Consider the following 14,060-nt stretch of genomic DNA (forward strand, 5'->3'; position numbering starts at 1 on the left):
TTAATTAAATTAATATAGTTTAGCACATACTACCATAATTATGTATATTCAGGAATGCTTTAATTTTCCTGTATTTTGTGCTGTCGTCTGTTTTTTTAACAAAAAAGAAGGTGTACCTGCTTGTTATGCCGAAAATGTAATAATATATTTCTATGTTGAAGAGGGGAAATGAATATGAACTGGAAATCAAATGATCGTCTTGTTTTGATAGGAGACAGCATTACCGAAAACGGGAGGCTGCAGGATACAGAAAGTATCGGGCAGGGGTACGTCCGGTTGGTTCACGATTATCTGCTGACCCGGCATCCATCCCTGAAGCTTGATATCTGCAATCAAGGAATCGGCGGCGACCGTGTCTCTGATTTAACAGAGCGCTGGGAAGAAGATGTGCTGGAACTGAAGCCGGACTGGCTGAGCATTTCCATCGGCATTAATGATGTATGGAGACAGCTGGATCGTCCGGAAATCGAACAGGTTTACCCGGAAACTTTCGAAGAAATGTACGAAAACCTGCTCTTGCAGACAAAAAAACATACCAACGCGCAATTGATTCTGATGGAGCCTACCATTATTCATGAAAGCCCTGTTTCAGAAGGAAATAAACTTCTCCAGCCGTACGTGAAAACAGTGCAGCACCTTGCAGAAAAATATGATGCTTTGCTTGTGCCGGCCCACCAGGCATTTCTGGACTATTTGAACGCAGAAACCGGTACGGCTTTAACCACAGACGGCGTTCATATGAATACAAAAGGAGATATGCTGATGGCATCCACCTGGCTGGAGTCTGTATATCAACACAGTAAGGTATAAAAATCCGGTAACAGGCTGACGCCTGTTACCGGATTTTCAACTTCTTTCTATCCTAGAACTCCCAAAGCTCTCGGGAGCCATAGACTGATTTGAGGAATAAATGTAACAAGCAGCAACGCAATGACCAGCGGTATATAGAATATGAGCAAAGGTTTTACTATCCTTTCGATACTTACTCCGCTGACACTGCTTCCTATAAACAAGACCGTTCCAATCGGCGGTGTTGTCACCCCGATAGCAAGCCCCATCGTCATGATCATGCCGAAGTGAACCGGATCCACGCCAAGCTCTGTGGCCACCGGGAATAAGATCGGTGTGAACACAAGCAGTGCCGGAGCTACGTCCATAAAGATTCCCACGAACAATAGCAGCAATGCGATAATCAGCATAATAACGTAGTAATTTTCCGAAAGTCCAAGCAGCGCATTGGTTAACGTTTGTGGAATCTGGGCATATGTCATGACCCAGGACATTGCAGTGGAAGCTCCGACAAGAAGAAGAATCATACCGGAGAATGCGACCGTTTCTTTCATGATCTTCGGTATATCCTTAAACGATATTTCACGATAAATCATACTAAGCACCAAAGCGTACAATACAGCAATCGCGGAGCCCTCTGTTGCGGTGAATACTCCTCCTGCAATACCGCCGATAACGACTACAATCAAAAATAGACTCGGAATGGCCTGCAGGATCACTCTGACCGCTTCGCTCATGGTTGCCCCGCCGCTCACCGGATAATTATTACGTTTGGCGAGAATATAGGCCACAACCATCACAAGCAGTGCCATCAAAATCCCCGGCACATATCCTGCTATAAAGAGTGCCCCAATAGATGTTCCACCGCTGAGCAGAGAGTAGATAATGGGAATACCGCTTGGTGGTATAATCTGTCCGGTTGGAGCAGAGGCAATGTTCACCGCTGCAGAATAGGCAGGATCATATCCTTCTTTTTTCTGCTGCGGTCCCATCACTTTTCCCATCGTCGCAGCAGATGCGATGGCTGAACCGGAAATGGATCCAAACAACACGTTACCTACAACGTTCGTATGGGCCAGGGAGCCGGACATTCTTCCGCCGACCAGTTTTGCCAGATTAATCAGGCGCTGAGCGATACCCCCGTTGTTCATAATACTTCCCGCAAGCATGAAAAAGACAAGTGCCACCAACACGAAACTGTCAATGCCTGATATAATCTGCTGGGATGCGACAAGCAGGGAGGAATCCATCGGCAGTACGATCAGGCCGGCCAAAATAGTAGCTACAGTGATGCTGACCGATATCGGAACCCCTACAAACAGTAGGATAAAGAATACTCCAAATAATACGATAGTTGTCAAAATTGTAACACTCATGTTTGTTCCTCCCCTTTTGCACTGTTTCTAGTCAAGACATTCATTACCTGATAAATGATAATGAATACTCCCGAAATCGGCACGATGCTGTACACGGCCCCCATGGAAAAACCCATGATCGGAGATACTTCACTCCATGTTACGTTGACCAGGATACCTCCTCCAATGACCAGTACAAACAGGGCAAACAGCAGCACCACTGCATCTATAGCGGTACGAATTCCAAGATACGCTCTTCCCTGGAATCTTTCCCTGATAAAATCCAGCGATAAATGCTCATCACTGCCAAACCCATACGCTGCGCCGAGCATGGCTATCCAAATGAGGGAAAAGCCTGCTATTTCTTCTGTTGCCACGCTCGGACTTCCCAGCACAAAACGGGTGAATACCTGCCAAAGCGTCACTAGAGTCAAAACCAAAAGCAGGATACTGGCTGTAATCAGTAGAAAGTTGTCGATAGCTTTTTTAGTTTTCTGCATAGGTACGTTTCCTCCTTCCAGCTTCTATTGGCTGCTTTCTTCTTTTAAACTGTTAAACCTGTCCAAAATCTGTGCAACTCTATCATTCTCACGACGTTCTTCAATCAGCGGCTGTACTTTTTCACGGAATGGTTCCTTATTGATATTCTCATAAAATGTTACATTCATTTCCTGTTTAGCTGTTTCCTTACTTTGGGCCATTAATTCTTCCCAGCGCTTACTGTGACCATCGGACGTCTCATCCGCAGCTTTCTGGATCAACTGCTTTTCCTCGTTCGTGAAACTGTTCCACGTCTGTTCACTCATCGTCAAAAAGTCGGGGATCCGTGTATGCTCGTCATAAGAGAAAGCTTTGGCCACTTCGCCGTGGTTCGCATCAGTCAGTGCAATGTGACTGCTTTCCGCACCGTCAATGACACCCTGCTGCAGAGCGGAGTATACGTTTGAAGCCGCCATCGGAGTCGGGGACGCCCCAAGCAGTTCCATCGTCCGAATCGACGTAGCGTTATTCATAACCCTGATTTTCAGACCTTCCAGATCAGTTGGTTTCTTAATCGGAGTATCTACTGTATAAAAGCTGCGCTTTCCTGCTCTATAATGAGTAATGCCACGCAAACCTTTCGATTCCAGATCAGCATACATCTGCTCTACTGTATCCGAATGCATGACACTCTGAAAATGCTCAGTGTTTTCAAATATATACGGAAGGCTGAATACGGAAAACTGCTCTGAAAAACTTTCCAGCTTACCGGCATTCACTTTCGCCATGTCAAGAACTCCCGTCTTTAAAAGTTCCAGCATTTCTGTTTCTCCTCCGAGAGTCCCCTGGCCGTAGATATTAATCTGAATCTTGCCGTCGGAACGATTTTCAACCTTTTTTTCAAAGTTCTCCAGACTTTCGTATACCGGACTGGCCGATCCGTGAATATGGGCGAGTGTAAGACTGCGTTCCTGAATGCCTGTGTTATCGCTTCCATTTTCACCCGCACCGGATGTCTCTGTACTGGAAGAAGCGCAGGCAGCACCCATCAGCATCAATATCAGCAGGATGCTCAAAAGAAATAGTCTTTTCATGTTGATACCTCCATAAAATAGTTTTATCAAAAGAAAAATTGCAACCCCTTACAAAACAGCAGTTTATATTTGTTTGTTTTTAATTATATTCGTTTGTATTGGTATATTCTTATTACTATCAGAAGTGTTTTATCATTTTCAGAAATATTTCTGTATTTAAGTGGATTCGACCTTTCTATCGCAGTCATTTCAAAAAGAAGAAAAAACAATGGAAGACGAAAAAAGCTCCCTTTCATCTATTATAGAGAAAAGGAGCTTCTTTTTCTTGTTACACGCCTAAACGTGTTCTACATACCGTTCTTTCATCTGCTTCAATGTTTCGTCTCCGGGCTGGTTCCAGATGGCGTCATTTATAATCTCCACTTCAATCGGGCCGTGGTAACCGGCTGCTTCAACGGCTTTGCGCATCCGCCTTAATTCAATCACGCCGTCGCCCATCATGCCCCGTGCCTTAAAGATATCAGGAAGCGGGACAACCCAGTCGGACACGTGGAACCCGAGAATGCTGCCTCGTGCCCGCTCTATTTCCCGGTACAGATCAGGATCCCACCAGACGTGGAAAACGTCCACAACGACACCGACATAATCGGACTGCATTCTTTCACTGATGGTATTCGCCTGGCCGAGGGTGGAAATAACGGAACGGTCCGCGGCATACATCGGATGAAGCGGTTCAATACCGAGCTTTATGCCGTGCTCCCGGGCAAATGGAATTAATTCTGCGATTCCTTCTTCCACCCACTGCCGCGCACTATCGATATCTCTGTTCGGGGCCGGGCCGCAAACGAGCACAAGTACATCAGTACCGAGTTCTGCAGCCTCTTCAATAGCGCGTTTATTGTCTTCAATCCGCTCTCTTCTCTCTTCCGGTGTCGGAGCCGGAAACATACCGCCCCGGCAGATGCTTGATACGTTCAAGCCGGCATCCTGAATAAGCTTCCGGCTCTTGGAAAGACCGATTTCATGAATCTTGTGGCGCCAGACAGAAATCCAGGGCACGTCATGACGGCGGCATCCCTCCACTGCTTCTTCAAGCGACCAGTGTTCGGTTGTAATCTGATTCAGACTGATCCGGTCCAAAGATGGTCCATCACTCATGAGCTGCGCACCTCCTGATTCACACCAGCCTGTTCGAGTACCGGGCGCATCCGTTCGACAGCCATGTCCGGATCTTCAAGAAGACCGGCTTCATCTGCCATCACAAACAAGTCGCTGAGATGAATGATCGAGCGGGACCCTTCCGCGCCTCCGATCATGCGGAAATGGGACTGGTGACCGTTCAGGTAGGCCATGAATACGACACCGGTCTTGTAGGCAAACGTCGGGTGCTGGAAGATATGCCGGGCAAGCGGCACGGTTTTGTCCAGAATGTCATGGTATCGTTCCATATTGCCTTCATCGAGTGCACGCAGGCCCGCTGCCGCAGCTGGTGCAATCGCGTCAAAAATACCAAGCAGCGCATCACTGTAGCCGTTTTCGTCGCCTTTGATCAGTTCCGGATAATTAAAGTCATCGCCGGTATACACTTTCACACCTTCAGGCAGTCTGTTCCTTATATCGATTTCACGCTGCTTATCGAGCAGGGAGATTTTTACGCCGTCTATTTTCGCGGCATTGTCCTGAATGACTTTCACGCATACTTCTGTTGCTTTGTCGAGATCTTCATAGCCCCAGTACCCTTTCAGATTCGGGTCGAACATGTCACCGAGCCAGTGAAGAATAACAGGTTGATTCACGCTGCCAAGGACATTGCCGTAAACCTTCTCATAATCTTCCGGGCCTTTCGCGCACGCGGCAAGGGCGCGGCTCGACATGAGAATGATCTGCCCCCCTTCGCCTTCCACGAATTCGCACTGTTCTTTATAGGCCTTTTCCACCTCATCAAGGGGCAGATCCGGGGAAGGGGTTAGCTGATCCGTGCCGGTGCCGCAGGCGATCCGGCCGCCCACGGAACGGGCTTCCGGAATGGAACGGCGGATCAGTTCTTTCGCGCTTTCCCAGCTCAGACCCATTCCACGCTGAGACGTATCCATCGCTTCTGCAACACCAAAACCGAGAGACCATAGATAATGACGGTATTCCATCGTCGCCTGCCAGTCAATCTGTGCATTTTTAAGCGGATCAGCATCCGCCATGGGGTCACAGACAACATGGGCAGCCGAGAAGGCCGTCCGTTTTTCAAACGGCTTCCCTTTCTCCACTTCAAAGGCCGCTTTCTGCGAAGGGGTATACGTGTATAACTCTCCCCCTGCTTTTGGCAGTATTAATGATTGAACCATAGTATCTTCAACCTCCTACAGTTTGATTTCCGGTACGTCCACCCATTTTCGTTCTTCCCAGGACTGCAGGCCGAGATCGGAAAGCTGGGTTCCTTTCGCGCCTTCGAGAAGATCCCATGGAAACGGCTCATCGGAATGTACGTGTTTCAGGAACTGTTCCCACTGTACTTTGAAGCCGTTATCAAAGAGTTGATTGTCCGGCACTTCCTGCCACTGGTCTTCAAAATCAAAAGGATTTTCGATATCCGGATTCCATACCGGTTTCGGTGTATTCACGCGGTGCTGTGTCTTGCATTCACGCAGTCCTGCGACCGCGCTTCCTTCGGTGCCGTCCACCTGAATGGTTAACAGGTCATCGCGGTTCACGCGTACCGCCCAGGAAGAGTTCGCCTGGACAATGACCCCGTTTTCGAGTTCAAATGTACCGTACGCGGCATCATCGGCTGTTGCTTTATAACGTTCCCCGTTTTCATCAACGCGCTCTTTAATATGCGTCGCGCCGAGGCATGTAAGGGATTTAACATTGCCGAACAGATTATCAATCACGTATCTCCAGTGGGCGAACATGTCGACGATAATGCCGCCGCCTTCTTCTTTTTTGTAGTTCCAGGACGGCCGCTGCCCTTCCTGCCAGTCTCCTTCAAATACCCAGTAACCGAATTCCATGCGCACAGAAAGCATTTCGCCGAAGAATCCGGCATCAATGAGACGCTTGAGTTTCATGAGACCCGGGAGAAACAGTTTGTCCTGCACGACGCCGTTTTTCACCCCGGCTTCTCTTGCAAGACGTGCCAGTTCCACCGATTCTTCCACAGAGGTGGCTGTCGGCTTTTCGCAGTAAATGTGTTTCCCTGCTGCGATAGCCCTTTTGATGCCTTCAGCGCGGCGGACGGTCGTCTGTGAATCAAAATAGATTTGATTATAGGAATCTTCCAGTGCCGCTTCCAGATCCGTTGTCCAGCGGTCGATATTGTGGTCTTCAGCGAGCACCTGCAGTTTTTTCTCATTACGTCCGACAAGAACCGGGTCCGGCATGAGATATTCCCCGTCTCCAAGTGCCACGCCGCCTTGTTCCCGTATTGCCTTAATGGAACGGATCAAATGCTGATTCGTGCCCATCCGGCCTGTTACCCCATTCATGATAATTCCTATCTTTTGTACAGCCATCGAGAATCCCCTCTCTTCTATTCAATGTACCTTTATCTTATAAAAACGCATACAAGATGTCTTATTAGTTAGGGAACCTCCGTCTCAAAATCGGAACAAAAAAAAGACACAAAGAAGAGTTCAGTCTTCTCCGTGTCCGGATTCCAGGTGGGAGGTGCGGTATTGGTTGGGCGGCACTCCGACATATTTTTTAAACACCCGGTAAAACGTCGACACCGATTCAAAACCGACTTCAAAACAGATGGAAGCAATGTCATTGTCGGTTTCAAGCAGCATGTCCTTAACGAGTTCGAGCCTGACTTCCGTCAAGTACTGCATCGGTGTTTTACCGTAATGTTCCTTGAATATGCTGTGCACGTACCGTGTGCTCATTCCCATTTTTTTCGAAAGATCCTCAGAGCCTGTGATTTCATAGTAGTGGGTATTGATATAATTACGGAGCCATTCGACACGCAGCTTATTCGTATCTGCTACCTGATTCGACTGATAGGAGCGCTTCATGACAAACAAAAGCTCGGCCAGAAAAATCTTCATCGCCAGCATCCTCAGGTTGTCTCCGTGGGACTGCTCATACAGCATCTTGCGGAGAAGCTGCCGGAGCTCACTGCTGTCAAACAGGCTCATTTTCAGCACGTTGGACGTTTCAAATACAAGCGGAAGCAGTTCGGTGCGGACTTCCTCACTTAAAAAGAATTCATTGAATTCAAGCACGAGAACAGTCATTTTTGACGAGGAAAGAATCGAATGATTCGTGTACGGCGCGATAAGCACCACGTTGTCCGATTCCAGCGTGTGTTCTTTATGATTCAATGTGCACCGCCCGGTCCCATCCAGTACATAGAGTATCTGATGGGTCGAATGATGGTGGGTCTGTACCAAATCTTTTTCCTTATGTTTGCTTTCATAAAGTTTCACTTCACGTACCTGCTGTTCTCCCGGCTTCTGTGTCATGCCAAGGTTCCCCTTCCCCCATTCAGAGCGTCGTTTTCCTATAGTATACTACAGCTGAAAGCGGTTTGAATACAAAACGAAAAAAGCCGCTCTCCCACGGAACGGGGAAGCAGCGGCATACATATTACCGGTCAAGGACTTTCTTGAGAAGCGGATGGCTTTCATCGAGCTCTGTATAAACGGCGAGTGCCTGTTTTTTCCCTTCTGTCTCGATTTTTTGCTGCAGTTCAACAGCCTCCGGATCCTCTTTAACATCAAACATGAGACACGCGTCAATGACTGCAGCGAGCGCTTCCGGGTTTTCGTCCCGCTCCATCAGTTCAAGTGCCGGACGGATGAGTCTGTCTTTTGGACCGAGCTTGCGGATCGGGCCTCGTCCCACCCGTTCCACGGAGTCTGAAATGTGGGGATTACGGAAACGATCCATGATTTTGGAGCGGTACACTGCCATATCTTCTGAAGAAAATCCATGTTTTTGTTCGAGCAGGGTGCTCGTTTCGTTCAGCACATCTCCCATTTTTGAGGAAACTTCTGAAGAATCAGCTGCTTCCTTAATAGTAGCAAATCCTTCGGCAAAACCGTGATAGGCAAGTGCTGCATGACCGGTGTTTACGGTGAACAGTTTCCGTTCCATGTACGGAGTCAGGTCGTCCACGAAGGTAACAGAAGGAATGTCCGGGCGTCCGCCCTTCAAAGCAGGTGTTTCGACCACCCATTCAAAAAACGGCTCCACGGTAACATCCAGCTTGTTTTCCTCAGGCTGCTGCGGGACGATGCGGTCAACCGCTGCATTTGCAAATCCTGCAAATGAAACAATCTGTTCCTGCTCCTCCTCTGTCATATGGTCAAAAATGTAGGACTTTAATTGATCTGTCGCCCCTGCCATATTTTCACACGCGATGATATTAACCGGAGCGGCTCCGGCCTCGATGCGTTTTTCGAGACCTGCAGCCAGTGCCGGAGCAATGCCCTTCAGTACATTCGGTCCGACAGCGGTTGTGATGAGATCCACTTCTGCTATCCGTTCGAGCAGCGCTTCTTCTTCCTTCGCACTGTGTACCGCGTCAACATTTTCCACCTGGATAATCTGTCTCTCTTCTCCGGCCAGTTCCACCTGATAGGTTCTCTGTTCTTTCAATTTCTGAATCAACTCGTCGTTAATATCGGCAAAACAAACGTCCCAGCCGGCTTCATAAAGCAGCTGTCCGATAAACCCACGGCCGATATTACCGGCGCCGATCTGCAGTGCTTTCATTTAATTCACCTCATTCAGCTGCGCAAGAAGGGATGATTTATCAGGGGCCTGCACCATTTTCGTAATGTTTTCCTCTTCGGAGCAGATAAGCGCGATTTTCTGCAGGATTTCAAGGTGCTCATTTTCTTTTCCGGCGATGCCGATCAAGACTTTAACCGTGCTTCCGCCGAAGTCTACACCTTCCGGGACCTGCACGACGGACAGGCCGGATTCTTTAATATGGGCTTTCGCTTCTTCGGTACCGTGCGGGATGGCCACATAATTTCCCATGTAGGTCGATGTCATTTCTTCGCGCTCCAGCATGGCGTCAATATAAGCTTCTTCCACATAGCCCTGCTCCACCAGGATTCTTCCCGTTTCGCGGATGGCTTCTTCTTTATCCTTCAAGGATGCGTTTATCTTAATGTTTTCTTCCTGGAGAATTGGTTTTGCCATGATGCTCCACTCCTATCATTTTATAATTTTTCTTTCAGCCACTGACGGAACGCTTTACCCAAATGGGCTTTGATTTTGTCCTCGTCCGCGGAAGCAAACAAATCCAGCGTCTCTCTGCCTGCAACCAGTTGTTCACTGACCACACTTAACACGTCATACGTTTCCGTTCTGCTGTCGTCCGGGGCCAGTAGAATCAGCAGATGCATAACATCGGTCTCCGTGTCGTCCATGGCTTTCAGCCGGAGCGGCTTGTGAAGCGGCTGAATGAGAAAACAGGGGGACTGTGCCGCATCGGTTCTGGCGTGAAACAGGGCCAGATTGGTATGAGGAACCGCTGTACCGCCTTTTTGATACCTGTTCCAAAGCGCTTCTGCAGCAGAATGGCTTTCATGGAGCACCCCGTCCTGTTTTATCGCTGTTTCAGCCGTTGTCAGCACCTGAAACAGATCTTCTTCCTCTACCGCCGGCAGCACCCGGAACGTTTCCATCACCTGCACAATCACTGTACTAAAGGCCTCTATCCGGCGCAGTTCACGTGACACATTTTCCGGGTCTATCTGCACAGCTTCAGGTTCTGTCTCCTCCCGTGCGTTTACAGGAGTACCGCTATGTTCGGGAGGCGGAAGTTTCCGGATAAACAGCTTCACTTTTTCAATATCTTTTTTTGTCAGAAACGGATTCACAACGATATAAGGGAGTACGTTGTCACTCAGTTCCATTGTAGAAATGACGATATCATAACCAGCTTCCCGGTGATCTTGAAGATCCATCATAGAAATATTTTTAAGATCCTCAATCTCCGGAATCTCTTTTCGCAGCCTTGTCATCAGCATTTTGGAGGATCCGATACCGCTGGAGCATACGACAAGTGCGTTCACTCTGCTGTCGTTCTGCAGTTTTTCAAGCGCTGAACCAAAATGCAGCGTGAGATACCCCACTTCGGATTCGGGCAGCGTCCGGTCCAGCGATTCATCCACCGCTTCTGTCACAAGAAGAAACAAGTCTTCATAGTCCGTTTTGATCTGGTCAAGCAGCGGATTGTAAATACGCATGTTTTCGCTGATGCGGTACAGCGCGGGATCAAGATGGGCCACGAGCCCCTGATACAAGGAATCATCTTCTTTCAGCGGCTGTCCGGTTGCGCTTTGCATATAGTCCATCAACGCTTTGGCATACACCGCTGCAGACAAATGATCAAGATCTGGAAGGTAATCCTGGTCCTCCCTGATTTTCGCCCCGCGCAGGTGCATCGTTATATAGCCGACCTCCGCTTTTGGAATGGAAAGTTGAAATACTTTTTCGAGCTTTTCAATGAGCAGCACGGCCGTTTCATGTTCTTTCGTATCCTCGAGCGTTTTGAGATAGGAATCATTGATTTCTATCTTTTCGCCCTGCGAAATTCTCTCAATCGCCAGCGTCAAATGAACGACCAGCCCGACATAGGCACTGTCGGCAAAATGGTATGGAAGCTCATCTTTCATATCTGCCAGTATTTTCTCCACGGTCAGCCATTTATCCTGCTCTACCAGCCCAAGAAGTCTCTGCGATATCTCTCCGGACTCCGGGGATCCGTTTTTACTCTTAATATTTTCCCTCATGAGACGAAATAAATCATTCTCACCGAAATTTTCTGCGATCAAGCTGCTCATTGCGGCCCGTTTTGCCGATTCCGATCCGCTTACCGTAACGCCGTAGCCCCGTCTTCTCGTTAACGATAAATCGGTTGTTTCAAACCAGGTCTCCAACTGGTCCAAATCATAACTGATGGTAGCACTTGTTACTTTGAGCTCAGCGGCGAAGGTTTGAAGTTTCAGCGGCTCCACGCTCTCGAGCAGACGGCAGAGAATGAGCGTGCGTCTTTCTTGTGCAGTGTATTCTACGACCGAAGGCTGGAGCAGCGACAGCTCCAGCTCTTGTTTATCTTCGCAGCTTCCTTCGATTCTCACGCCTTTTCCGGCGGATTTTATCAGGTTCAGGTTATAAAGACGGAGGGTTTTACCCAGTCCCTTCAGATCCCGGTGAACGGTTCTGGAACTGACAGCCAGCGCCGCTGCGGCGTCTGCCACCGGAGTGTCTTTGTCCTGATGCAGCAGGTACCGGATGAGTTCCCGTTCCCGGGCAGTCATATAATCGACAGCCAAGGGCATACCCCCTTTTCAACCATCCTATCATTATTCCTGATCTGACTTCCAGCGTTCGACCAGTTCGTCGTATTTAGGGCTGCCGAGGAAGTTATCAACAGAAACATGTTCGGCATCAGGGCGTTTTTGTTTGGCCCGGTCGGTCAGGTCTTTGTGTGTAATGATAACATCGGCGTCATCCGGAATCTGGTTGATCGCTGAGTTGGTCACTTCCATGTCGAGGCCTGCTTTTTTCACTTTATCTTTCATAACAGAAGCACCCATGGCGCTTGACCCCATGCCGGCATCGCAGGCGAAGATCACTTTGTTGATATCTTTTCCGGAAAGCTCTTCTGGTTCGCTGCTTTCCTGATTTTCGGCTCCTTCTTCTTTCAAGCCGGACGTAACACTGCTTTCTTTCCCTTTCATTTCTTCCATTTTTGACGCCGCGGTTCCGAGGTCTTCTTCGTCGGAACGTCCTGCCTTCAAAATGATGGAAGAAATGATGAAGGAAACCGCAGCAGCAACGAGAACACCAAGTACCATGAACACATACTTATTCGGCGGTGTCATAGCAAAGTAAGCAATAATACTTCCCGGCGACGCTGCTGCACGAAGTCCGACATCAAACAGAACAAACGTGAAAACACCACTCATGCCGCCTGCAATCACAGCGAGAAGAAGCTGCGGTTTCATGAGGATATACGGGAAATAAATTTCGTGAATACCTCCCACAAACTGAATCAATGCTGCACCCGGTGCTGAACTTCTCGAAGCTCCCCGGCCAAACACCGTGTAGGCAAGCAGCACACCAAGACCTGGTCCCGGGTTACTTTCCAGCATAAACAGTACCGACGTACCCGTTTCGTTTGATTCCTGCAGTCCAAGCGGTGTGAGTATACCGTGGTTAATAGCATTATTTAAGAACAGTACTTTCGCCGGTTCAATCAGAATACTGGCAAGCGGGAGCAGTCCGGCGTTCATAATGGCTTCCACGCCTGCAGCAAGAACACTGCTGAACCCTGCCATAACAGGACCCACAGCATAAAGGCCAAGAACAGCGAGAGCACCTCCGAAGATACCGGCGGAAAAGTTGTTGACGAGCATTTCAAAACCCTGTCGGATTTTCCCGTCCACCGCATCATCAAATTTCTTCATGATCCAGCCGGACAGCGGTCCCATGATCATGGCACCGAGAAACATCGGGTCTTCGGCTCCGACAATGACACCCATCGTTGCGATGGCACCGACGACACCGCCCCGGGTATCGTGCACCATTTTACCACCGGTGTACGCAATCAACAGCGGAAGCAGGTAATTGATCATCGGACCAACGAGCGAAGCCAAGTTTTCATTTGGGAAGAAACCATCTGATATAAACAGCGCTGTGATAATCCCCCATGCGATAAAAGCGCCAATATTCGGCATAATCATACTGCTCAGGTAACTGCCGAACTTCTGCACCTTCGCCCGGATCGTCCCCCCGGACTTTTGATTTTCTTCTGCACTCACATAAACCCCTCCTTATAATAAATCATGACAATATCTAAGATGAATAGCGTATAGTCTCATCATATAGGCTTAATGGCAGTGGTATCAATAAAATGAAAGATGGAATAAGGCAACATGTATATTGACATCATTTAAAAAGCGGAGGCGCTTCACGGCACCTCCGCTTTTGTGATTATATCCCGGATAGGATATCGATGACGGCCTCTTTCGTTCCGGCTTGCTTGAGTTCGCTGCGAAATGTTTCGTCCATCATTTTTTTCGACAGCTGCTGTAGTATTTTCAGGTGTTCATCCCCGGCGCTTTCTTCAGGAACGGCAATCAAAAAGACAACTTCAGCCGGCTGACCGTCCATGCTTGCCCATTCAATGCCGGCAGGAGACTTCCCAACCGCTATAGCAGCTTCATCGACTCCGCTTGATTTGGCATGAGGAATGGCAAAACCGAATCCAATACCGGTGCTTCCTTCATTCTCCCGTGCGTGCACGTCACGCAGAAACTGTTGTTTATCACTCAGCACCTTTTCCGGCAGTAATCCCGCCATTTCCTCAAGCGCTCCTTCTTTACCCGTGTTCTCAAGCGATGTATCTACGGATTCTTTGTGTAATAGTGCTTCGATGTCCATC

The 14,060-nt window shown here is 48.5% G+C and carries 13 protein-coding genes; 1 reads left to right on the forward strand and 12 read right to left on the reverse strand.

Annotation, left to right across the window (positions count from 1 at the left end):
• Window positions 1-174 precede the first annotated feature (174 nt).
• Window positions 175-810, forward strand: coding sequence for an SGNH/GDSL hydrolase family protein (locus ACFSUB_RS11440; protein WP_380713386.1), 636 nt, complete (start codon window positions 175-177; stop codon window positions 808-810).
• A gap of 47 nt (window positions 811-857) precedes the next feature.
• Here the strand turns inward: ACFSUB_RS11440 and ACFSUB_RS11445 are convergent, their stop codons facing one another.
• The 12 genes from ACFSUB_RS11445 to ACFSUB_RS11500 all read right to left on the reverse strand — a co-directional run bounded on the left by ACFSUB_RS11445 (window position 858) and on the right by ACFSUB_RS11500 (window position 14,059).
• Window positions 858-2,165 carry a TRAP transporter large permease gene (locus ACFSUB_RS11445; RefSeq protein WP_380713387.1) on the reverse strand — a complete coding sequence of 436 codons (1,308 nt, stop codon included), beginning with the start codon at window positions 2,163-2,165 and terminating at the stop codon, window positions 858-860.
• Window positions 2,162-2,644 (reverse strand): TRAP transporter small permease, encoded by a 483-nt coding sequence (locus ACFSUB_RS11450; RefSeq protein WP_380713388.1) that lies wholly within the window; start codon window positions 2,642-2,644, stop codon window positions 2,162-2,164. Before ACFSUB_RS11450 ends, ACFSUB_RS11445 begins: the two co-directional genes overlap by 4 nt.
• 24 nt (window positions 2,645-2,668) lie before the next feature.
• Window positions 2,669-3,718: a TRAP transporter substrate-binding protein gene (locus ACFSUB_RS11455; protein ID WP_380713389.1), complete on the reverse strand. Its 1,050-nt coding sequence runs from the start codon at window positions 3,716-3,718 to the stop codon at window positions 2,669-2,671.
• A 276-nt stretch (window positions 3,719-3,994) separates the two neighbouring features.
• A complete protein-coding gene (locus ACFSUB_RS11460; protein WP_380713390.1) occupies window positions 3,995-4,816 on the reverse strand; it encodes a sugar phosphate isomerase/epimerase family protein in 822 nt (273 codons plus the stop codon).
• The gene (locus ACFSUB_RS11465; RefSeq protein WP_380713391.1) at window positions 4,813-5,997 is read right to left on the reverse strand and encodes a dihydrodipicolinate synthase family protein; all 1,185 of its coding nucleotides are present in this window, start codon (window positions 5,995-5,997) and stop codon (window positions 4,813-4,815) included. The genes ACFSUB_RS11460 and ACFSUB_RS11465 overlap by 4 nt, the downstream gene beginning before the upstream one ends.
• A 15-nt stretch (window positions 5,998-6,012) precedes the next feature.
• On the reverse strand, window positions 6,013-7,164 hold the full coding sequence (locus ACFSUB_RS11470; RefSeq protein ID WP_380713392.1) for a Gfo/Idh/MocA family protein: 1,152 nt from the start codon (window positions 7,162-7,164) through the stop codon (window positions 6,013-6,015).
• Window positions 7,165-7,284: 120 nt separating this feature from the next.
• On the reverse strand, window positions 7,285-8,115 hold the full coding sequence (locus tag ACFSUB_RS11475; RefSeq protein WP_380713393.1) for an AraC family transcriptional regulator: 831 nt from the start codon (window positions 8,113-8,115) through the stop codon (window positions 7,285-7,287).
• A 124-nt stretch (window positions 8,116-8,239) separates the two neighbouring features.
• Window positions 8,240-9,370 carry a mannitol-1-phosphate 5-dehydrogenase gene (locus ACFSUB_RS11480; RefSeq protein ID WP_380713394.1) on the reverse strand — a complete coding sequence of 377 codons (1,131 nt, stop codon included), beginning with the start codon at window positions 9,368-9,370 and terminating at the stop codon, window positions 8,240-8,242.
• Complete coding sequence (locus ACFSUB_RS11485; protein WP_380713395.1) at window positions 9,371-9,805, reverse strand: PTS sugar transporter subunit IIA; 435 nt, start codon at window positions 9,803-9,805, stop codon at window positions 9,371-9,373.
• 20 nt (window positions 9,806-9,825) lie between these two features.
• Window positions 9,826-11,946: a BglG family transcription antiterminator gene (locus ACFSUB_RS11490; RefSeq protein ID WP_380713396.1), complete on the reverse strand. Its 2,121-nt coding sequence runs from the start codon at window positions 11,944-11,946 to the stop codon at window positions 9,826-9,828.
• Between the two features lie 30 nt (window positions 11,947-11,976).
• A complete protein-coding gene (locus tag ACFSUB_RS11495; RefSeq protein WP_380713648.1) occupies window positions 11,977-13,359 on the reverse strand; it encodes a PTS mannitol transporter subunit IICB in 1,383 nt (460 codons plus the stop codon).
• A gap of 250 nt (window positions 13,360-13,609) precedes the next feature.
• The gene (locus ACFSUB_RS11500) at window positions 13,610-14,059 is read right to left on the reverse strand and encodes a PTS sugar transporter subunit IIA (RefSeq protein WP_380713397.1); all 450 of its coding nucleotides are present in this window, start codon (window positions 14,057-14,059) and stop codon (window positions 13,610-13,612) included.
• Window position 14,060: the final 1 nt, after the last annotated feature.

The organism is Salibacterium lacus (assembly GCF_042684865.1).
Taxonomy (GTDB): domain Bacteria; phylum Bacillota; class Bacilli; order Bacillales; family Marinococcaceae; genus Salibacterium; species Salibacterium lacus.